Origin of the sequence: Oikeobacillus pervagus, assembly GCF_030813365.1 — a bacterium.
Lineage (GTDB): Bacteria > Bacillota > Bacilli > Bacillales > DSM-23947 > Oikeobacillus > Oikeobacillus pervagus.
On sequence record NZ_JAUSUC010000046.1, the window covers coordinates 1 to 22726 of the forward strand.

Annotated in this window: 19 protein-coding genes; 15 read left to right on the forward strand and 4 right to left on the reverse strand. The window is 35.7% G+C overall.

Annotated elements, in window-relative coordinates; genetic code table 11:
- The first annotated feature begins 1048 nt into the window (after positions 1–1048).
- Positions 1049–1612, forward strand: coding sequence for an alkyl hydroperoxide reductase subunit C (ahpC, locus tag J2S13_RS13890; RefSeq protein WP_307258369.1), 564 nt, complete (start codon positions 1049–1051; stop codon positions 1610–1612).
- Between the two features lie 21 nt (positions 1613–1633).
- Positions 1634–3163 carry an alkyl hydroperoxide reductase subunit F gene (gene ahpF, locus J2S13_RS13895; RefSeq protein ID WP_307258370.1) on the forward strand — a complete coding sequence of 510 codons (1530 nt, stop codon included), beginning with the start codon at positions 1634–1636 and terminating at the stop codon, positions 3161–3163.
- A 251-nt stretch (positions 3164–3414) separates the two neighbouring features.
- On the opposite strand, the gene J2S13_RS13900 is transcribed toward ahpF, so the two are convergent.
- Entirely contained in the window at positions 3415–4431 is a 1017-nt protein-coding gene (locus J2S13_RS13900) for a metal ABC transporter solute-binding protein, Zn/Mn family (protein WP_307258372.1), read from the reverse strand.
- Between the two features lie 317 nt (positions 4432–4748).
- Here J2S13_RS13900 and ahpC (J2S13_RS13905) point away from each other — a divergent pair, with 317 nt between their 5' ends.
- From ahpC (J2S13_RS13905) to J2S13_RS13930, 6 genes are all read left to right on the forward strand, one after another.
- Complete coding sequence (gene ahpC / locus J2S13_RS13905; protein WP_307258373.1) at positions 4749–5312, forward strand: alkyl hydroperoxide reductase subunit C; 564 nt, start codon at positions 4749–4751, stop codon at positions 5310–5312.
- A 262-nt stretch (positions 5313–5574) separates the two neighbouring features.
- Entirely contained in the window at positions 5575–6150 is a 576-nt protein-coding gene (locus J2S13_RS13910; protein ID WP_307258374.1) for a TetR/AcrR family transcriptional regulator, read from the forward strand.
- A gap of 101 nt (positions 6151–6251) precedes the next feature.
- Complete coding sequence (locus J2S13_RS13915) at positions 6252–6614, forward strand: DMT family transporter (RefSeq protein WP_307258375.1); 363 nt, start codon at positions 6252–6254, stop codon at positions 6612–6614.
- 1 nt (position 6615) lies between these two features.
- The gene (locus J2S13_RS13920; protein WP_307258376.1) at positions 6616–6930 is read left to right on the forward strand and encodes a DMT family transporter; all 315 of its coding nucleotides are present in this window, start codon (positions 6616–6618) and stop codon (positions 6928–6930) included.
- Between the two features lie 608 nt (positions 6931–7538).
- On the forward strand, positions 7539–7760 hold the full coding sequence (locus J2S13_RS13925; RefSeq protein WP_307258377.1) for a mersacidin family lantibiotic: 222 nt from the start codon (positions 7539–7541) through the stop codon (positions 7758–7760).
- 117 nt (positions 7761–7877) lie between these two features.
- On the forward strand, positions 7878–11027 hold the full coding sequence (locus J2S13_RS13930) for a type 2 lanthipeptide synthetase LanM family protein (RefSeq protein WP_307258379.1): 3150 nt from the start codon (positions 7878–7880) through the stop codon (positions 11025–11027).
- A 37-nt stretch (positions 11028–11064) separates the two neighbouring features.
- On the opposite strand, the gene J2S13_RS13935 is transcribed toward J2S13_RS13930, so the two are convergent.
- Both J2S13_RS13935 and J2S13_RS13940 read right to left on the reverse strand, forming a co-directional pair.
- Entirely contained in the window at positions 11065–11721 is a 657-nt protein-coding gene (locus J2S13_RS13935; RefSeq protein ID WP_307258380.1) for a response regulator, read from the reverse strand.
- Positions 11722–11726: 5 nt separating this feature from the next.
- Positions 11727–14024, reverse strand: coding sequence for an ATP-binding protein (locus tag J2S13_RS13940; protein WP_307258382.1), 2298 nt, complete (start codon positions 14022–14024; stop codon positions 11727–11729).
- Between the two features lie 126 nt (positions 14025–14150).
- Between J2S13_RS13940 and J2S13_RS13945 the strand changes: the two genes are divergently transcribed.
- On the forward strand, positions 14151–14324 hold the full coding sequence (locus tag J2S13_RS13945; protein WP_307258383.1) for a hypothetical protein: 174 nt from the start codon (positions 14151–14153) through the stop codon (positions 14322–14324).
- A 37-nt stretch (positions 14325–14361) separates the two neighbouring features.
- Here the strand turns inward: J2S13_RS13945 and J2S13_RS13950 are convergent, their stop codons facing one another.
- On the reverse strand, positions 14362–15303 hold the full coding sequence (locus tag J2S13_RS13950; RefSeq protein ID WP_307258385.1) for a polyprenyl synthetase family protein: 942 nt from the start codon (positions 15301–15303) through the stop codon (positions 14362–14364).
- A gap of 350 nt (positions 15304–15653) precedes the next feature.
- Here J2S13_RS13950 and J2S13_RS13955 point away from each other — a divergent pair, with 350 nt between their 5' ends.
- The 6 genes from J2S13_RS13955 to J2S13_RS13980 all read left to right on the forward strand — a co-directional run bounded on the left by J2S13_RS13955 (position 15654) and on the right by J2S13_RS13980 (position 21944).
- Positions 15654–15890, forward strand: a complete 237-nt coding sequence (locus tag J2S13_RS13955) for a response regulator transcription factor (protein ID WP_307258387.1) — start codon at positions 15654–15656, stop codon at positions 15888–15890.
- 29 nt (positions 15891–15919) lie between these two features.
- Positions 15920–18076 (forward strand): peptidase domain-containing ABC transporter, encoded by a 2157-nt coding sequence (locus J2S13_RS13960; protein WP_307258388.1) that lies wholly within the window; start codon positions 15920–15922, stop codon positions 18074–18076.
- Positions 18057–19532 carry a S8 family peptidase gene (locus J2S13_RS13965; protein ID WP_307258389.1) on the forward strand — a complete coding sequence of 492 codons (1476 nt, stop codon included), beginning with the start codon at positions 18057–18059 and terminating at the stop codon, positions 19530–19532. Before J2S13_RS13960 ends, J2S13_RS13965 begins: the two co-directional genes overlap by 20 nt.
- Before the next feature lie 107 nt (positions 19533–19639).
- Complete coding sequence (locus tag J2S13_RS13970) at positions 19640–20524, forward strand: ABC transporter ATP-binding protein (RefSeq protein WP_307258390.1); 885 nt, start codon at positions 19640–19642, stop codon at positions 20522–20524.
- A gap of 2 nt (positions 20525–20526) precedes the next feature.
- Positions 20527–21744 (forward strand): ABC transporter permease, encoded by a 1218-nt coding sequence (locus tag J2S13_RS13975; RefSeq protein WP_307258392.1) that lies wholly within the window; start codon positions 20527–20529, stop codon positions 21742–21744.
- Positions 21745–21761: 17 nt separating this feature from the next.
- A complete protein-coding gene (locus J2S13_RS13980) occupies positions 21762–21944 on the forward strand; it encodes a hypothetical protein (RefSeq protein WP_307258394.1) in 183 nt (60 codons plus the stop codon).
- Positions 21945–22726 lie beyond the last annotated feature (782 nt).

Sequence of the window (22726 nt, forward strand, 5' to 3'; positions counted from 1 at the left end):
TTTTTTCATCTAATAAGTGAAAAAGAGAATTCCACTGAAAAGCCGGTAAGTCAGCATTTCAGTGGAATTTTGTATTTGTCGGTGAATAATCTAGGATTATAATTGATCAGACATCTTTTTTTTAAGACATCGAACTTTTCTTAATTTATTTTATTTTTTGCTTTGAATCATCTATAATTAAAGTAAAGAAGCATACATTATAAATACCGCTAGTGCAGCAACACTAACGGTATCACAATAGCAGGCTCCCTAAAAGGGGTCAGCGTACAGAGGAAATAATCCACCGAGCTGCTAACTCAAGGGTGGATTATTTTTTTTGGTTAAATGACAGCACTGCAACGATTAAACTTGAAAACGCTACAGCAAACATGAGTGTTTCAAAAACTGTCATACAGCACCACCCCCTTTCTGTTGGGAGTGAGCTGACCACCCTTGAGAAACCATACTATTACCATTTTATTGTAACATATTTATTATGGAATATTTAACGTGGATCATAATAAAAGGGAGTAATTTCTACTAGGATGATGGATATTAAAATAGATAATAACCAGCTGAAAACACCATCCGTCCTAAAGTGATTAGTCGAAATTATGTACTGAACCTATTTATGTGCTTAGAAACATAATCGAAAACATTAGTTCTTTTCGAATACATCACAAGGTGTGCAAGCAAGCACCGTGTATTTTATCCCCCTTAACGGACAGTAAAACCTCCATCTCCAGATGATTTGGAAACAAAGAAGATAGGTGGAGGATCACTTGCCCCTATAGGTCCGATAAGTTCAGCTAACACTCAGTGGGAATGAAGAAAACCCCTACTGAATGAAGTCTCACTTTATAGTATCGTGGAGACAGCGGACATCTTTTCGCTATCTAATTAACTATTCACTAATTTTTAATGAAAAGAATGCATTATGGTTGACAAAATAGTTAGTACTATATGATAATCATAATCAGATAATAATTATTATAAATAAGTAATTGCACAATGTAATGACCATACTATTTATAGTAATTAAATATGAAATGTAGGAGGAATTTTAATTATGTCATTAATAGGAAAAGAAGTACAGCCATTTACAGCCCAAGCTTACTTAAACGGTAAATTTATCGAAGTCACTGAACAAAATTTGAAAGGTCATTGGAGTGTTGTATGCTTCTATCCAGCAGACTTTACATTCGTTTGCCCAACTGAGCTTGAAGATCTTCAAGAACAATATCCTGCCCTTCAAAAACTTGGGGTTGAAGTATTCTCTGTTTCAAGAGATTCTCATTTTACACATAAAGCATGGCATGACACATCAGATGCAATTAGTAAGATCACTTATGCTATGATTGGTGATCCTGCCCATGTTCTTTCTCGCAACTTTGAAGTGTATATAGAGGAATTAGGTCAAGCGGATCGTGGTACTTTCATCATTGACCCTGATGGTGTGATCCAAGCTGTTGAAATTAATGCAGATGGAATTGGTCGTGATGCAAGCACGCTTATTAATAAAATTAAAGCTGCACAATATGTTCGTAACAACCCAGGTGAAGTTTGCCCTGCCAAATGGAAAGAAGGCGGAGAAACCCTTAAACCAAGTCTTGATCTTGTAGGGAAAATTTAAGGAAAGTAAGGAGGAATATAAATGGCGCTTAATGCAGAAATTAAATCCCAATTAAACCAGTACCTTCAACTACTTGAAGGAGATCTCGTTCTAAAAGTGAGTGCAGGTTCAGATAAAGTTTCAGAGGAGATGCTAACTCTAATTGATGAGCTAGCATCCATGACATCGAAAATTACTGTAGAAAAAGTGAAACTAAATAGAACACCAAGCTTTAGTGTTAACCGTGTTGGAGAAGATACAGGAATTACTTTTGCTGGTGTCCCATTAGGTCATGAATTTACATCTTTGGTGTTAGCCCTATTACAAGTGAGTGGAAGAGCTCCAAAGGTAGACGAAAATGTCATTGACCAAATTAAGAAAATCAAAGGTGAATATCATTTTGAAACTTACGTTAGTTTAAGTTGCCATAACTGTCCAGATGTTGTTCAGGCGCTTAATATCATGAGCGTGCTTAATCCTGGTATTACGCATACAATGATCGATGGTGCGGCGTACAAAGATGAAGTGGAGAAAAAAGATGTCCTAGCTGTGCCGGCTGTCTACTTAAACGGTGAATCATTTGGTAATGGGCGTATGTCCCTTGAAGAAATTCTTGCTAAGTTAGGTGAAGGTCCAAGTGCGGATGCGCTCTCCAATAAAGAACCATTTGATGTTCTTGTTGTGGGTGGAGGTCCAGCGGGTGCAAGTGCGGCAATCTATGCAGCACGTAAAGGTATACGCACAGGAATTGTAGCAGAACGCTTTGGCGGTCAGATTTTAGATACCTTGAGCATTGAAAACTTTATCAGTGTAAAAAATACAGAAGGACCTAAATTAGCAGCGGCTCTTGAAGAACATGTGAAAGAGTATGATATCGATGTTATGAATTTACAGCGTGCTAAAGGGTTAGAAAAGAAAGATTTTATCGAAGTTGAACTTGAAAATGGGGCTGTTCTTAAGAGTAAGACCGTTATCATTTCAACGGGTGCACGTTGGCGTAATGTGAACGTTCCTGGTGAACAAGAATTTAAAAACAAAGGGGTAGCTTATTGTCCTCATTGTGACGGTCCATTATTTGAAGGGAAAGACGTAGCGGTTATCGGTGGTGGTAACTCCGGTGTTGAGGCAGCTATTGACCTAGCAGGAATTGTTAAGCATGTTACAGTTCTTGAGTTCATGCCAGAGCTAAAAGCGGATGAGGTACTACAGAAACGTCTATACAGCCTTCCAAATGTGACAGTCGTCAAGAACGTTCAAACAAAAGAAATTACTGGTACAGACAAAGTAGATGGTATTACTTACATTGATCGTGAGACAGAAGAAGAAAAACATATTGAACTAGCCGGTGTGTTCGTTCAAATTGGCCTTGTACCAAACACTGATTGGTTAGAGGGCACTCTCGAACGCAATCGTATAGGTGAAATCGTAGTGGATAAGCGTGGAGCTACTACGGTTCCTGGAGTTTTTGCTGCAGGTGATTGTACAGACAGTGCTTATAACCAAATTATTATTTCCATGGGATCAGGTGCAACTGCAGCATTGGGTGCATTTGATTATCTAATTCGAAATTAATATAGAGCATAAGCAAAATCTCGGTTAAGCAGTTCTTTAGGAATTTTTAAATCCCTCCAATATTTAAATAACTGTAGACCGCTGTACGTTAGCTTATGATATAGAATCCAATATCTTTTATTTCAGAAATCACTATTCTATCTATCATGACAGGATAGTGATTTCTTTCCCTATTTTTCTATCAAAATAGGAGGCTACCATCATAAAAAGGAACTTTGATGGGACAATGAATCTGTCCCTGCCCATCGTTGTTATTCATTTAAAGCTGTTTTTATCGTTTCTAAATTCTCGCGCATAATACTGAGATAATCATCTTTTTGTTTCACGTTTTCTTCAGTTACAGCTTCAAGATTATGGAGAGTAAGCGACTTTGCCCCCAATTCCTCTTGAATGATTTTTGCTACCTTTGGTGAGACATTTTGCTCAAAAATCACATAATGGATGTTATGCTCGGTTGACTTTTGAATGATTTCCTGCAATTGTTTCTGGGTAGGTTCTTGTGTAGGTGATAAACCTGTAATGGCGATCTGTTCAATCCCATAACGCTTTTCCCAATATCCATAGGCAGCATGGGTAACCAATAAATATTTTGTTTTTGAGTTTTCAATGGTCGTCTTAAATTCTTGATCAAGCTTTTCTAGCTCACCTTTTAGCTGGGTATAATTGCTTTCAAACTCTTCTTTGTGTTCTGGCATTAACTTACTTAACGAAGTTTTTATATTATTTGCTAGATCAATAGCAAGGCTAGGATCTAGCCATATATGGGGATCCACATCACCGTGATGATGCTCTTCTTCTTTATGTTCATGAGAGTCTTTGTGTTCATCGTCATGGGCTTCATCTTCATGGTGCTCATTCTCATGTTCATGCTCATGAGAATGACTAGATTCTATGAGTTCAAGTCCTTCACCAGCTTTTAGAATTTGAACATCTTCTTTTTTCAAAGTTTCAGAAGCTTTTTCTGAAAAACCTTCAATACCAACACCTGTGTAGATAAATAAATCAGAATTTGCTAGATTAACCATATCTTTAGTAGAAGGTTCGTAAGTATGGGCGTCCACATTTGGCGGGTAGATGCTCTTCACATCAACAAACTCACCTCCAATTTTTTTTGTGAAATCTTCAAGTGGATAAATTGTTGTATAGACATTTAATGTTTCTTTATCCTTTACTTCTTTATTTTCGCTAGTGCTTTTGGGGCTTCCGCAACCGGATAATATAAGGATTAACGTAAGGATAGCAGCGGAAATAACGGACTTAATCTTCATGTTTTCAACTCCAGTCTAATGTAAATAGTAATGGTTACGTTTTACACTTTAAAGCATTTCTATGATTTTGTAAATGGAAATACCGACTTTTTTTATTTTAGCAGGAACGATCCACTCATTGCACTTGGACATCTTTACGCTATCTATGTTAACAATTTATTAATTTTTAATTAAAAGAATGCATTATGATTGACAAAATAGCTAGTCATGTATGATAATGATAATCAGATAATAATTATTATAAATATATAATTGCACAATGTAATGACCATACTATTTATAGTAATTAAATATGAAATGTAGGGGGAATTTTAATTATGTCTTTAATAGGTAAAGAAGTACAACCATTTACAGCACAAGCTTACTTAAACGGTAAATTCGTTGAAGTGACTGAACAAGATTTGAAAGGTCATTGGAGTGTAGTATGCTTCTATCCAGCAGACTTTACATTCGTTTGCCCAACTGAGCTTGAAGATCTTCAAGAACAATATCCTGCTCTTCAAGAACTTGGGGTTGAAGTATTCTCTGTTTCAAGAGATTCTCATTTTACACATAAAGCATGGCATGACACATCAGATGCTATTAGTAAAATCACTTATACTATGATTGGTGATCCTGCCCATGTTCTTTCTCGCAACTTTGACGTATATATCGAAGAATTAGGTCAAGCTGATCGCGGTACTTTTATCATTGACCCTGATGGTGTGATCCAAGCTGTTGAAATTAATGCAGATGGAATTGGTCGTGATGCAAGCACGCTTATTAATAAAATTAAAGCTGCTCAATATGTTCGTAACAACCCAGGTGAAGTTTGCCCTGCCAAATGGAAAGAAGGCGGAGAAACACTTAAACCAAGCCTTGATCTTGTAGGTAAAATTTAAGGAGCGGCGCCATTACCTACTCAGACCGATGTATGTTAGCTATATGATATAGAATCCCATTTTATTTCAGAAAATCACTATTCGATCTAACGTGACAGGATAGTGATTTTCTTCTTTATTTTTCTATTAACATAAGCAGTTATTATCATAAAAAGGGGCAGGTTTATTGAGTGGGACAATAAGCCTGTCCCTGTAATTGACATTTTAACGTAGTTTGATAAAATGAATGATATTCAGTCATTTAGGATGGAGGAAGTGAGAGATGAATAAAAAGGAAAAGATCGTTCATGCAGCCATTGAAGTGTTTAAGGAAAAGGGCATTGAAAAGACAAAAATTTCGGATATTGTAAAATTGGCTGGAATTGCCCAAGGAACCTTTTATTTGTATTTCCCGTCTAAACTGTCTGTCATGCCAGCGATAGCAGAAGTAATGGTTGAAAAGGAAATGGCGACTGTAAAAAGACGAGTAGATCAAAATGCTTCTTTCTTATCAAAACTTTCCCAAGTTGTCGAAGCTATTTTTGCCTTTACAAGTGATTATCGGGAAGTGCAAGCGCTTGTATATGCAGGGCTTGCGTCAACAGACCATATAAAAGAATGGGAAGCTGTTTATCAGCCTTTTTATTCATGGATCAGCCAATTTTTACAAGAAGCAAAGTCTTCAGGGATTATTCGTGATTCTATTCATGTTGAACGCACATCTAAGCTATTCATTGGTCTTATTGAATCAGCGGCAGAACAAATCTATTTATATGATTCTAAGAAAGATGGGAATGCTAATCAACAAAAAGAAGAGGTATTGGATTTCCTAAAATATGGACTTGGGATTCAAGAATAGAGTTGTTGATCCTTCATTTTAAGAACAAATGGATAAAGACCAAGCGAGGTCTTTTTTATAAAAATGAATGAAAATCAGTCATTAAAGGAGTAGAACATGATATGAAAAATAAAGCGTGGTTTTTTGTGTTTTTAACATGCTTTTTTGAGTTGGTTTGGATTTATGGATTTAATATCGCTAACTCATGGTGGCACTGGGTAATTATTATCACCATCATTTTTACTGATTTTCACTTTCTGCCGAGAGCGTGTGAAACTCTTCCAACGGGAACGGTATATGCTGTCTTTGCGGGAGTTGGAACGGTTGGAACCGTATTAATGGATGTATTTCTTTTCGGTGGAAGCTTCAGTGCAGGAAAAGCGTTGTTTATCGCAATATTAGTAATTGGTGTCATTGGATTAAATATTGCTGATAATAAGGATGAGAATAACGCTAGTCATAAAGTAGAAAAGGAGGCAATGTAAGATGGGCTGGTTATTTGTTTTTCTTGCAGCTTTTAGCGAAGTTGCCGGTACGATTGGTTTGACCATGTATAGTCAGCAAAAGTCATTGAAAAATGGCCTTCTTTATGTAGGGGGATTCGGTGCCTCGTTTGCACTTTTATATATATCTTTCAACTATTTACAGGTTAGTATCGCCTATGCTGTTTGGATCGGGATCGGTACAGCAGGTGCTGTTTTAATCAACATGCTCCTTTTTGGCGAATCCAAAAGCATGGGGAGAATGATCAGCGTGTTCCTCATTATTGTGGGTGTAGTTGGTTTGAAGGCATTGTCTTAGTGCAGTTCTATTAAGTAAAGGTGCGACACAAATTTTGGGTAAAGGCAAAAAAATATTCTCTACCTAATACAAAGAAGGCAGATTTAACAAAAGAAAAATAAGAATTCATATTTTAAGCGATTCTATAGTTAGTTTTAATTACGACGGAATTCCTGCGCCGAAATTTAACCCCGTTCTATAAATGGAGCGGGGTTATTCGTATGATTTTATTGTCACTAACAAAATCTTCTGGTTCATATTCCAACTGGCATTATCTTTTTATATCTTGTCAGTGTTCTAATACATTTATACACTATGTAACATTGAAAAGAATTTGATCACTATACACCAGTTAAAAAGCCAGAAACCTATCCAGGCTTTTTTATGTATCCTATAGCGATTTTCCACTCCATATTATATCATTCTTCCTTAATCCCCTACTAAACACCAATAACATTAGAAAAATCACCCTTTTAAAAATTCTTTCCTATTATTTTTAAAAATCTCCTAAAATATGCAATTTTGCGAAGTGCAAAGAATGAAAAATTAACTTTATAGTATAGACATAAGCTACAGGGAAACAAAAAAACCCCTAGAAAAAATTAAAAACGAAGGAAGGATGAGTGAAAATGGCAAAAGTAACTAGAAAGGAAATTATCGCTGCATGGAAGGATCAAGATGTTCGTCAAAAATTTGATGGAGTAATCTCCCACCCATCTGGAAAGGCATTAGCTGAATTAAGCGATGAGGAATTAGCTGCAGTACAAGGGGCATCTGATGTAAAACCTGAAACCACTCCATTATGTGTGGGAGTCATTATTGGTCTTACAACTTCAATCAAAATTTGCTAAGTTAAATTCCCTTAAGAGGCAGTTAAATCAGCTGCCTCTTATTACTTAAAAATATTGATAATCATTCAATGATTTTTGAGTCATTACCAATATTTTTAAGAGAGGAGAACCACCGCAATGACAGTTAAAACGATGATTAGACACGAAGATTTTGCGAATTCGTTATTCTTACATGAGAGATATCAGGTTCTATCGAATAATAAGGATCTTGTATGGAATCATAAAGATCTTTTGAATGTGAATAAGTGGAAAGAGGATTTATACAAAGGCAAAGAAAATAACTTTTCAAAAAGACTTCAATATGACGGCTATAATGAAGAAATATTTGAAGCACTCATTTCTCCGATTAAAGAAGGGGGTGCAAGGTTATATCGTGGACCGCTATTTAAAAATATAAATTTTTCACTTTTGAAATTAGGATTGGAAATATTAAAAAGTAAAGATTTAAATGAAGAAGAATATCAATTAGTTGAATTTATTTATCCCTTCATCGTATACGCATCAGCTAATTTAATCGAAACTGTGCCACTCCGTTTAAAATCCGTTCCATTCCACTTAGAAAATATCAAACAAAAACTTTTATTATCCCTTGCAGAAGAATTATTAAATATCGCATCAAGGTCTATAATATTGGAACTAAATGTATCAAAATTGAGGGAAGAATTGGTTGGGGAAACACCTGAAGATCGATTTAAGTCTTTTGTTATTCAAAAAGCAAGAAATATTGATAGTTTGCTAGAATTCTATAAGGAATATGCGGTTCTAACTAGATTTTTAATTACGAGAACAGATTATTTTTTAGAAAATATCCAGTCATTGTTGGTACGGTTGGAAAAGGATTGGCCAACCCTAAAAAGTGAATTTGGTATCGATTCAGAAGCGCTACTTGAAATAAATATTGGCCAAGGTGATACCCATCAAAAAGGAAATACAGTGATAAAGCTTGTATTTGAAGATGGAAAAGAAATGATGTATAAACCTAAGCCATTAGCGATTGCATCGGCTTTTAATCAATTTATTAAATGGATCGCAAGTGAAAGGGAGACTCTATCTTTACCAACCTATAAAATCATTGATTCAGGTGAGTATGGTTGGGAGGAAAGAATTACCCCAAAAGGATGTATATCAAAGGAGGAAGTTAGCCGCTTTTATTTCCGTTTTGGCAGCCTTGCCGGTTTAATGTATTTGTTGAATGGTGCTGATATGCATTTTGAAAACCTGATTGCACATGGTGAATATCCATATTTAATTGATTTGGAAACGATATTCCATCAATATCCGAAACTTGATTTCCCGGATAGCTCTGAAATTAAGCTGAAATATAAACAGGCCGATTCTGTCATTGGTACGGGCCTTCTTCCTCAAACATTGTTTCAAAATTCGGATGGGAAAGGATTAGATTTCAGTGCCTTGAATGGAAAGGAACAAGTTTTACCTTTTAAAGTACTAAGTCTTGATCAAGTGAATACCGATAACATGGTGTACTCATTAAAAGCAGCTAAAAGCCAAGGTGCGTCCAACTTACCATCTTTAAATGGAGTACCAGTTCAGCCCCATGATTATCTATCAGATATCGTTGCAGGATTCCAAGATATGATGCAGTTCTTTTTAGAAAATAAAGAGCGCATCGTCCGTGATGATGGACCTCTCTCATTATTTAAGGGGTTAAAAATTCGCATCGTGGCAAGAGCGACACAGCAATACTCGCACTTTCTACTTGAATCAACACATCCCGATTACATGCGTGATGCCATTTATTTAGAAAAGTTATTTGAAAGAATGTGGTATTACCCCTATTTAGATAAACGGATTGTGAAGCATGAAGTTCGTGATCTTTTGCAAAGGGATGTGCCTTATTTTGCAACCTTTGTCGATTCTTGTCATTTATATAATAGTCATGGAGAACAGATACCGGACTTTTTTCAGGAGAGTGGATACCAAAAGGTTATTAATAAAATCAAAAATCTTACAATCGAGGAAAAAGAGGATCAAACAAATTGGTTAATATTATCGATTGAAGGCAATAGAGATGCTAATTTTGAAATTAAAAAGGCAAAAGCACATAATCTCTCCCCAAAACCTTTTAATTACAAGGAGAGTTTTCTGGAAGAGGCCAAGAAAATTGGGGATATTCTAGTTGAAAAAGCGACATTCTCTGATGACAAACAAAATGCCTCTTGGTTAAATGTAAATATACTGAACGACCATTGGTTCGTATCACCAATGAAGCAAAGTCTTTATGACGGTCTTAGTGGGGTTGCATTATTTTTATTATACCTACAGAAGGAAACAAATGAGGATCGATATTTAGAAACGGCACATGCGGCAATGCAATCCGCCATGCATCCGTTCGTACATTCAAAAGGGCTAGTATCAACATTTTTCGGAGATCTTTCTGTAATATATGCCCTTCTTCATTTTCAAAAATTAAGTCCAAAAGATGAATATAGGGCCTTTGTTGAGAAGGCAAAATCAGCTTTAAGACAAAGGGTGGACGAAGATTTAGAATTTGATTTATTAAGTGGATCTGCGGGAATTGTTCACCTATTATTAAATCTATATGAATTTACAGAGGACACGGAGTATCTTGAGATCATGCACTTGTACTGCCAACATTTAATCCAACATGCTCATGATACATTAGGCGGGATTGCATGGAAAAATAGGCATACGCAAACCTATTTAGGTGGTCTTTCTCATGGTGCAAGTGGAATAGCTACTGCTTTATGGAGAGCAGGAGGGGTAACTGGTCATGAAGACTATCGTTATTTTGCAGAACAAGCTGTTTTATATGATCGCTCTCTGTTTAATCCTAATAAAAAGGCATGGATCGATTTACGAAAGGAAAGAGAACAATATCTTCACCAATGGACACATGGTTCTACAGGTATTGGGATTAGTCGCTTACTAATGAAAAAATACCGCGATGATCCCCTTTTTGATTGGGAAGTTAGAACGGCCATAAGTAATGTAGAAAGCTTTGGTTTTAAAAACAATAATAACTTGTGTCATGGTAATATGGGAGATACTGAATTGTATTTATTAGCATCTAAACAATATCAAGATGACGGGTTATTATGGAAAGCAAGATATATTGGGAAACAGGTCATTGCTACGATTAATGATACAAAAAAATATCAGGTAGATAGTCCATCTAATGTCGAATCCCTTGGCTTATTTGTAGGAATTTCGGGTATTGGCCTTCAATTGTTAAGATTAAGGAACCCAAATAGTATCCCATCCATTTTAACTTTGGAAAATGCCTAAAATCAATAAACAGGCGAGTAACGTTCTCGCCTGTTTGTTATAGATTCACATTAATAATTCCCATCCGCACTGCTTCCGCTAAGGCTTCTGATCGGGAATTGACTTTAAATTTTTTGTAGATTTTCGTTAAATTATATTCAACTGCGCGGACACTCATAAACAATTCTTCAGCAATTTCTTTATTCCCTTTACCTTTTGAAATGCCTTCAAGTATTTCCAATTCCTTCTGTGTGACAGAAATATTGGCTTGTTTTTTCTTATTGGAGCTTGTTGTTTGAACGGTAACATCTGAAAGTCTTAATTGACTTAATAATGAGATTGGAATGAGGGTATACCCATTTAATACAGCTTGTATAGCCATCAAAAGTTCCTGTTTAGAAGCTGATTTACTAACGATTCCACTGATCCCCGAGTCAATTAATAAATTAAATTGAGATGTATATTCAAAGCCTGTATAAAGAATGATTTTTGCATCTTTGTGAAATTTAAAAATCTTTTGGGCCAACTCAAGTCCAGAACAATTAGGCATATTCATATCTAATAAGTAAACATCGAAAGGATTTTCTCGGCTCATATTGATAACGTCATCAATAGACATAAGATATGTAACATCAAAATCTTTTTCCTGCTCAATCATATTTTTCGTTCCTTCACCCACCAATTGGTGGTCATCCACAATTAAAACGCGTGTCAATTTTGTCACCTCGGTATTGTAATATAAACTTGTAAGCCTTTCCCCTCGCTAGTGATAAACTCCACTTCCCCATTTAAGCTGAAGATTCGCTCCTTTAAACCAGATAATCCCATATGATTCTTCTTAGTAGGTGGGGAATTCAGATCAAACCCTTTCCCATTATCACGATAGTCAATAAAGATAGTTTGATCCTCTTCCCACATACTGACGGATACATGGGTGGCCTCCGAATGTTTATCCGCGTTATTAAGGAGTTCCTGAAAGACCCGATAGATGGATAATGTTGTATTATAATCCTCAAACGTATCTGAAATATTATCAAACTCATAATCAAGATGATATTTAACTCGCATTTGGATCTGGGAAAATAATTCGTTTAATGATTTAATGAGTCCACCCTCTAATAAGAGATTTGGCCTTAATTCATTGCAAGTACTGCGAATTTGTTTAATAACATCCACCATCCCATTTTGAATCTTTATTAATTGCTTTTGCACATCACTTGGGATGTCTTGATTCTCTTGAATTAAATTTTCCAATTTACGATACCATACAATTTGATCCTGTAAGGCGGAATCATGCAAATCTGAAGCCAGTCGTCTTCTTTCTCTTTCAGCCAATTGAAATAAAAATCGGGATAATGAAACAGATGTAGGGTGATCCCCAATGTTCGGCTTTTGTAATGACTGGATTAAGTTATTAATAGCATGTAAGTTTTCATAAACAAGGCGTACATATTTGACGATCGTGATTGTCCAAGTCTTTTCATTGATATTAAAGCTTGTATGGTTCCTTTTATGGCCGATCCAAATATAGATCATTTTTTGATCCCTATGATAAAGCCGGATTCCAAGTGAATCTTTAAATTTTAATAAATCCCCATTCGTATCGCTTTGAATTAGCCATTCTTGGTGTTTTTGAAGGGTAAACTGATCATTATCACCATGAACTACCTTTGTAGTATATTGGAACGTTTCCAAATCATATTCAATAAAAGTAATACCAGATGGATTTAAAACAGACACGACCTCATTTACTAACAATCTTTCTAATTCTTCTTCCTTCATCACGGTCGATAATTTTTTCGTGAATTGATCAATGCTTTGGGTTATATTCGTTTTGTCCCTAAAAAGCTGGTTTCGGAAAGAGTAATCAATCTTTTCCTTTAGTAGTAAAAACAGAATATTTAACGTGAATATTAAGAAAAAATTTTGTAGAAAACGGCTGAATAAATTACTCTCATGATTGACCGTACCGCTGACGACAAAAGAAATAATTATCGTTGGAATCAAGGATAAAACGGTATAATATCGGATCCGATTCAAAATAAAATTAATATCTAAAAGTTGCTTTGTCAGAATCAAATAGGAGTAACCTATTGGAATAGCAAAAAGAAATAATGCCGCCATATCATCTGGTAAATATGGCAGTCCTATTATGTAAGGAATGGCATGCAAAAAAATAAAAGGAACAAACGCAACAGTTGGAATCACTAACATCCATTTCAGAAAAGGTTCATGTGAAGAATCCCGCTTTTTTATGTAAATATAGATTAAAAGTCCAATGGAATAAACAATATTAATAGAAAAGTAGATCAACATTAAATTGCCCGTGAATAAACTCGATAAGTCCTTCATAAACAAGTCATATACATTGAGCAAAATAATTAGAATAGCAAGAATGATATTGATTGTTAACATAACTGTGGGCTTTTTTTGAATTAGCCCCTTCTCCAAAAAGGTCGAATATATAAAACAAAAAAAGCTAAGGATGCCAAATTGAAAAGAAAAGATTAAAATGAGATGAGCGACAAAATCCCTATTTGCTGCATTTGATGCTAAAAAGCTGAGAGAGGCCAACATCAGAAATCCTAGTAAAAAGTGAGCCGTTGAACTATTTTTCTGAAAAATTAAAATCGATAAAAGCAACGTTAGTATTGAAAAAATCCCCGGTATATAGAGTTCTTGCAAGAAATCCGAAACCTTTGTATCCGGTGCCATGTAATGGGATATTTTATTATTATGTTCAACTGTTAAATCATCAGCATATTTAAGGTTTTTATGAATATCAGTCTCTCTTATTTCCTTCCCGTCAATCTTTGCAATAATATCCCCCTTGGAAATATCCGTATCGTTCACCCAGCCACTCTTGTCGATCTGTTTAACAATCAAGTTTTGGTGTTGATCTGTGGATGTCGTGATTCCGCTAAAGGGACGCATCATCTGTGTAATCAAATATATATGTAAGGCTATATAGACAGTGAAGATAAAAATAGCCATGACTTTTCTGTTTTTTATCACCATGACTTCTTGTGTTCCTTTCAAAAAATTACAAAAATACTTTGCGGTAATTACAAATGACTTTGCGGTAATTACTTCCAGGTTGTCCATTATAATAAAATTATCAAATAACGAAAGGTGCGATACATGATGATTATGGAAATCGTTGAACAATTAGTAGCAAATCCAAATATTCAAGAATGGAGTCAATCTAGTACCCAGCTTTTGAAGGAATTTACAAGTTCCGAAGTAAATGTAATTCTTAATACCTTTACTTCTCTTGACACTAACCCAATGCTAGCAGTCCCCGATTCTTGGAAATAACCACATAGGTCTTCATCATGTAAATCAAACAGCCATTTTAAATATTAATATGAAGAAGTTTCTCTTTATCACTGGACCCAATATTTAAGGAATGAATACACTCTTTATATTTATGGAGGTAAAGTTGTTCCATAACCTTACAATATTCGACAGCACCTCCATAAATAAGGGTGTTATGTAAATCTGAAATCTCTTCTCTTGTCAATTCACTGTATGGTTGGTTTCCGAGATAATACTCTTTTACTATTTGAAACTGAGGCTTCTGAAGCTTCAAGTAATATAAAATAGGAAGAGTTTTTTTCTTATTTATGATGTCACTTTTAATAAAACCATTGACCATATCGTTCACATCATTTCTTATTTGTGCAATAATACCAATTTGTCTAGAATAAGTTTTTATTATTCTCTCAGTATTTTCATCTACACAACCTGCACCCAATAAGCAAGCTAATTGAACTAAAGAGCCTGATTTAAGGGATACCATCGACAAATATTCAGATTCTGAGGAAATATTATTAGATAAATCAATATGCTGCCCGTTAATGGATCCAAGGGTAGCGAGGTGAATTTCGGATCGAATCTTTTCCTTCATAAAATCAGGTATATTCATTTCATCAAGATGTTTTAAACAAAGGAATAACATGCCAACTATAATATTTAAATTTTGACCAAGATCCACATCAGCCCAAGGATTGTCTCCAGCATCTCCATCCTGTATATCGTCCATGATGTCAGAGGCTAAGATGATCAGCTCAACAATCGTTAATAAATTGATTTCTTCTTCCTTGTTATAAGAATCACGGAAAATGTCGTAATGAATCTTTGTAAACTGGGAAAAGTTAATAATCTGGTCAAATTTATGGTTAACATAATTCATTACATTGAATTTAAGATCCTTCTCAAAAAAATAACGATCAATTAATACATTTGCTTGATCCACAATATGTTGGTGCAATTGATCCTCCAATAATGGTTTCAAACCATTCACCCCTTTACTCCATCCTTGAAATTTTTAAAGTTCCTTCATTTTGTCTACAAAACATTTAGTAAGGAAGTTCCTATATTTTCTATATTTCGACATCTTGTTAATTTTCCCTTTTTAATTTTTGTAAACAAATTCCTCTTTCTTAAACATTTCTGGACATTCATACGGCCTAGAGTTTACTTTCTTTGTTCTTATAAACATTTATTGTAGAAATGGCGGATTTTTGGGTGTTTCAACAAAAAAATATTGCGGTTTCGCCTGTTTAGTTGGCGGTTAATACTTGCTGTTATCAAGATATGATGTTAGTAAGCAAAACCACAATGTTTAAGGGAGGAAAGGTATAAATGAGAGACCTATTAAGTGAGCGAGAGATTGAAGTGGCAACTTTGGTAGCTGAGGGGCTAAAAGACATTGAAATCTCAAGGAAATTATTTATTAGTAGGCGTAGAGTCGGGGAAATCATCTTTTCCATCAAAAAAAAGCTGAACATTACTTCACGCGTACAAATTGGAATCGCTGCTTATTCTTTTGGACTAATATCCTTTCAAATCGACCTTCAACAAGAACATGTTATGCATTAATAATTGTACAAAGCAAGGAGAGGGTGATTATGAGAAGAGTTCCATTTATTGAACAAATGGAGCACAGTGAATGTGGTTTAGCCTCATTATGTATGATCTTATCGTTTCACGGAAATCATGTACCTCTTTCGGAGTTGAGAGAGAGATACGGAGTTCCAAAAGGTGGTACTTCACTATTCCAAATAATGGAGGTCGGGAAAAGTTATCATCTCAATGTGAAAGGTTATAGGGCCAGTGTTGATGATTTAAAAAATGTATTATTACCAGCGATTATTCACTGGGAAAATAAACATTATGTTGTTTTGGAGAAGATTGGGAAGAAGACTGCTGTTATTGTAGATCCTGCTTTAGGAAGAACGAAGATTTCACTTGATGAAATAGAAGAAAAGTATTCAGGATTTGTGTTAGCGATGGCTCCAAACGAATCCTTTGAGAAGAAAAAAGGAGTTTCACATACCCGATTCTTCCTCTCTTTCGTTTTAGGAAAAAAGCCGATAATTGCGTTTATTGTATTAACTTCCTTGTTAATACAAGGTTTTGCTTTAGTCATTCCTTGGCTAACAAGTTGGATCATTGACCAAGTGATTATTCCAAAAAATGATGGATATTTAACAGCAATTGGCTATAGCATCGTCATCCTTTTGTTTAGTTATCTGATCTTCTCTGCATTGAGAGGCTTTTTAATAGCAAAATTACAAACAGCCATCGATAAATCACTGATGACTCAATTTATCGACAAATTATTAAATCTCACTTACGGATTTTTTGAAAATAGGTCCACAGGAGAACTCCTATTTCGGGCTAATTCAAACGTGTATATCAGACAAATTCTTTCTACTAAGGCAATTACATTTTTAATCGATGGAATATTACTCATTACATATCTCGTTGTTATGGCTCAATACTCGTTAAAAATGACAGGAATTGTCTTAGTTATTGGAATAAGTATCTTTGGGATCTTAGTCTTCAGCACCTCTGTTTCCAGGAAACTTGCTGATAAGGAAATTTCCGCACAATCACAGGTTCAAAGAATACTGTCAGAAAGCATTAATGGAATCAGCGATGTAAAGGTCATGGGATTAGAAAATCAAGTTTACAATGATTGGTTTAAAAAATTCAGTTTGCAACTAATGCATGCTGAAAAAAGATCAATATGGACCTCTTTAATCAATACAATCGCGACTTCGGTTCAATTCATATTGCCTATTTATCTTTTATGGCTAAGTGGCAAACCGATTATCTCAGGAAGTATGACTCTTGGAGATGTACTAGGTTTTAATGCATTAGCTCTTTCCTTTATCACACCCATTATTTCTATTGGAAATGGATACGGAGAACTAATCTATCTTGGGTCGTATATCCAAAGGATTTACGATGTTATGCATGCAAAAACGGAAAGGGAAAATGGCCAATCTGTTTTTAGTTCACCAATTAAAGGAAAAGTTGAATTTAAAAATGTTTCGTACAAACATAACCATTTTAGCGATCACACCGTTAAAAATATCTCATTTAAAGTGAAACCAGGAGAGAGAGTAGCCATTGTAGGATCCTCTGGGGCAGGGAAGAGTACCCTTGTTAAACTTTTATTGGGATTATACACACCTAGTGAAGGATCTATTCTATTCGATGGAATGGAAAGTAATAAATTCAATTTACGATTTTTAAGGAAATCGATTGGCGTTGTTTTCCAAGAGGCGAGGCTGTTTAATAAAACAATTGCCGAAAATATCGCATCCGAAAGACAGGATGTTACTGATAAGGACATTCTAAAAGCCGCCTATCAAGCAAATATTCATGAAGAAATCATGCAGTTACCCCTTCAGTATGCGACAACTGTCTCTGAATTTGGAATTAATTTTTCCGGGGGACAACGTCAAAGGCTTATTTTAGCAAGGGCATTAGCATCAAAGCCATCAATTCTATTGTTGGATGAAGCCACAAGTGCTTTAGATACACTTTCAGAGAAAATAATTGATGAACATTTATCTGAATTGCCTTGCACTCAAATTATTATTGCTCATCGACTGAGCACAATTAAAAATGCGGATCGAATTGTTGTTATGCACCAAGGAGAAATAGTGGAGACTGGAACACATGATGAACTATTAGATCAACAAGGATACTACTATAAATTGACTAAAACACAACAAATAAAAGAGAAGAACTATGAAAAAGTGGCGTTATAGAACACGCATTACTGTCAGAACAGTATTCAGTGTTTGTTTAATCTTTGTTCTAATGTTGGCAAGAATAAGTTCAACAGCAAATGCAGGCGAAAGCCCTAATAACAACACTCCAGACTCCTACGTTTTTGCTTTAACGGAAAATGAAAACACTCAAAAACTGATTGAAGATCTAGAAAATAAGTATCCGGAGCTAAAGATAGAAAACATCGATGAAATCAATACCATGATTATTTCTAGCGATAATCATGAACAGTTAGAACAAGCTCAAAAATATCTTAATAACAAATACCAAAAACTGATTGAAGGATTTAACAAAGAACAAACCGTAACCCTTAAGAAAATAGGCGCACCTGGGTTGATGGTAAAACCATTATCCCAATTAAGAAAATTCAATAATACTCAAAGTAGAGTGCTCACGCAATCCAATGAAGAAAGCAACATCTATGACGCTTGGAGATGGGATATTAAAAAAGTCACTTCCGATGGTGCTAGCTATTTAATTGAAAAAGGCAACCACAATGTGAAAATCGGGATCGTTGATAGTGGGGTAGATATTCATCATCCAGATCTTAAACATAATATTATCAGTCCAGGAAAATCCCTTGTCCCAGGTGTTTCCTCCATGGTAGATGAAATTGGTCATGGAACGATGGTAGCCGGATCAATTGCGGCTAACGGAAATATTAAAGGGGTATCCCCAGAGGTCGGAATTGTCCCTTACAAGGTATTTCAAGGATATTCCGCTGACTCAAGCTGGATTGTTAAAGCCATTATTGAAGCTGCCAATGATGATATGGACATCATTAATCTAAGCCTAGGAACGTACAAGTCAATGAAAAATAAGAAAGATCGAGCAACATATCTTTCCTATATACGTGCAATCCAGTATGCCAATAAAAAAGGGAGCCTATTAGTAGCTTCATCAGGTACAGATGGATATGACTTAACAAACCCTAAGAACCTTGCTGAACAAATGGGATTAAAAAACGACCTTCAGCTTCATATGCCTGGTGGATTGCCAAATGTCGTTACTGTATCCGCAACCAATCTGAATGATCAACTAGCCTACTATTCTAATTATGGATTCAATATTAATATAGCGGCTCCAGCAGGGGATTACGGACCAAACTTTGAAGATCAACAGAAAATAGAATTGGAATATATGACGATCACCACTTATCCTACTACACTACCGCAATCCGAACTTAGTAAATACATGGGATTTGCACCTGGTTATGAATTTATGATTGGCACAAGCTTAGCAGTACCTAAAGTTTCAGCTACAGCAGCCTTAATCATAGCTGAATATCAAGAGAAATATGGGAAAAGGCCGTCTCCAAATGTAATTAAAAGATATCTTTACGGTGGAACTGTTAAAGGAGACGGAACTAAAAGGCAATTAGGAAATGGAATTGTAAATGCTAAAAACTCTTTAGATCTTGTAAATAAACGATAACGGAGGGAAACAAAATGAAAATGAAATCTGTATTAATGACAGCTTTAGGTGTGTTGATGGGTGTAGCAATCATTTACTTCATTAAGAACTAAGAAAGGATGTATAAAATGGCCTTTGAAATCCAAGGATTAAATAAATCATTTGGAAATTATCAAGCTGTGAGTAACTTAAATATTAAGCTTGAAGAAGGAAATATTTTAGGGATGCTAGGGCGAAATGGTGCTGGAAAAACCACAACCATTCGGATGATTCTAGATATTATTAAACCAGATAGTGGCTCTATTCTCTGGAATGGACGCCCATTGTCCAAAAAAGAATTATTAATCGGCTATCTTCCTGAGGAAAGAGGCCTTTATCCAAAGATGAATGTCGTAGAACAATTGGTATTTCTAGCTAGATTAGAGGGTGTTCCTTCAAAAATTGCAAAAAGACAGGCATTGAACTGGTTAGAAAGATTGGAAATGACCCCTTATATTAAAAAGAAAACAGAGGAACTATCGAAGGGAAATCAACAGAAGGTTCAGCTAATTAGCTGCTTGATCCATGATCCGGATTTTATCATTTTAGATGAACCATTCAGTGGCTTAGACCCTGTAAACGCTGAAATGCTAAAGGATGTAGTCAAGGATCTAATAAAGAAGCGAAAAACAATCATATTTTGCAGTCATCAAATGGATAGTGTTGAGACCTTCTGCGAAGAAATATGTATCATGAAAAACGGAATCAAGGTATTGTCAGGATCCTTATCTGAAATTAAGAAAAGCTATGGATATCGTTATTTAGATGTACAGTCAGACACGGATCTAGAGCCAGTTTTGGCCCAAAAAGATTATATATACAAACGAAATAACCGAGGTTACTCTATTAAACTTACGAAAGACCAGGCACCACTGAAGCTTCTACAGGAAATTGAGCAACTATATGGAGTGCGAAGTCTTTCTCTAAGGGAGCCTAGCCTACATCAAATATTCATCGAAAAAACGGGGGCGTAAATATGAGAAGCTTTGGGATTATACTCCAGCAGACCTATCTTCAAGCTGTACGATCTAAGTCGTATGTGTGGATGACCATTGTGTTGGTTTTCATTGGGGCTTTCATCTTAGCACTACCAAGTGTAATGGAGAAGTTCTCAAACAAGGAGGAATCCGGAAATTATGTTTTAATTACGAATGATGATTTCCAAATGAGTCAGCAACAATTGGATACCTTCCAATCAACTCATATCTTTAAACTTGGCGATAACTCGAATGTTGAAAGTTATAAAGAAAAGATTATAAATAACAAACTTGATGGATTGTTTGTTTTAAAGAATGGATTGAATCCATCATCCATCCAATTGGATTACTATATGGAAAAGGATGATCCTTTACTTGTTCAAAGTATGAAAGCTTTTGTACAAAATCTTTACTTTCAACAAATTATTACTGAGAAAAATATAGATCAGGATGTAGCAAATATGCTTTCGGCTCAAATCGAACCAACAATGCAGCCATTAAGGGATACGGACGCCCATTCGTTTCTTATGATCTATTTATTAATCGGTATTATGTTCTTGGCTATTACCACCTATGGAAATAATGTGGCAACAGCAATCACATCGGAGAAATCATCGAGGGTGATGGAAGTCATGATTACAAAGATTTCTCCAGTTCCGATGATGTTTGGAAAAATCCTTGGTATCGGTCTAGCAAGCTTGACACAGCTGTTTATATTCTTTGCCAGTACGATTTTGATGGCGAGAATGGAAATTTTCAAAATTAAAGAAGGCAGTATTGCCGATACACTGATGAATATACTGACTGTTTCCTATACGATCTACTTTTTACTATTCTTTATCCTTGGTTACTTTATTTACGCAGCACTTTTTGCCGTAATTGGATCGATGGCAAGTCGGCCAGAAGAATTATCCAGTAGTACACTACCGATTACCATTATTTTAATGGCAAGTTTAGTGGTAGAAATGATCTTTGTTATAGATCATCCAGAAGGACTAACAGCTAAAATTACATCGTATGTTCCATTTACAGCTCCCATTAGTTTAATGGTTAGAATCGTAAACGAAGTGGTTTCACCATTAGAAATTATCTTGTCTATTGGGTCCATGCTAGTGAGTATCGCACTCTTCTCCTTATTAGCAGCGAAAATCTACCCGAAAGGCATTCTCAAAACCGATCAGCGATTAACATTTGGCCAATTAATTAAAAATCATTAAGGTGAGGAGGAATAAAAATGAAGTTATTTTTCCAATCGCTACGAAAAAAATCATGGAGAAAAAGTGCAAATACTCATTCAGCGATACAAGAGTTAACTGATGACGAAATGAAATTAATTCAAGGAGCATCAAAGGATCAGAATGAGAGTCTATACCATTCCTACGCCTTAGCTACAGAACAGAAGAGAATGTTTCCATAAGTAAAAAGCCTACAATGAACTGAACCCCTTAAGTTGGAGAATAAATAATCTAACTTAAGGGGTTTTTATTTTCGTTAAATTTTCGACTTAATGCTATCCACAGAAAAGCGGAGATCCGTCGGTGGAGTAGCGCAAATATTCACGGGAAATATGCAAAAATCCTGGGAAATGTTCAAATGTTCCGGGAAGTAGTGCAAATCACTCGAGAAGTAGTGCAAATCCGTTTGGGAAATAGTCAAAAGTGAGTGGGAAATGGTCAAAACGTCGGGATCGACTTCACCCGCGGAAAAGCGGAGACCTGTCGGTGGAGTAGCGCAAATATTCACGGGAAATATGCAAAAATCCTGGGAAATGTTCAAATATCCCAAGGAGTAGTGCAAATCACTCGAGAACAAGCGCAAATCCGCGTAGGAAATAGTCAAAAGTGAGTGGGAAATGATCAAAACCCCAGGATCCACTTCACCCGCGGATAAGAGGGAGACCCGTCGGGGGGTAGCGCAAATATTCGTGGGAAATATGTAAAAATCCCGGGAAATGATCAAATATCCCAAGGAGTAGTGCAAATCACTCGAGAACAAGCGCAAATCCGCGTGGGAAATAGTCAAAAGTGAGTGGGAAATGATCAAAACCCCAGGATCCACTTCACCCGCGGATAAGAGGAGACCCGTCGGTGGGTTAGCGCAAATATTCGCGGGAAATATGCAAAAATCCTGGGAAATGTTCAAATATTCCGAGAAGTAGTGCAAATCACTCGAGAAGTAGTGCAAATCCGTTTGGGAAAT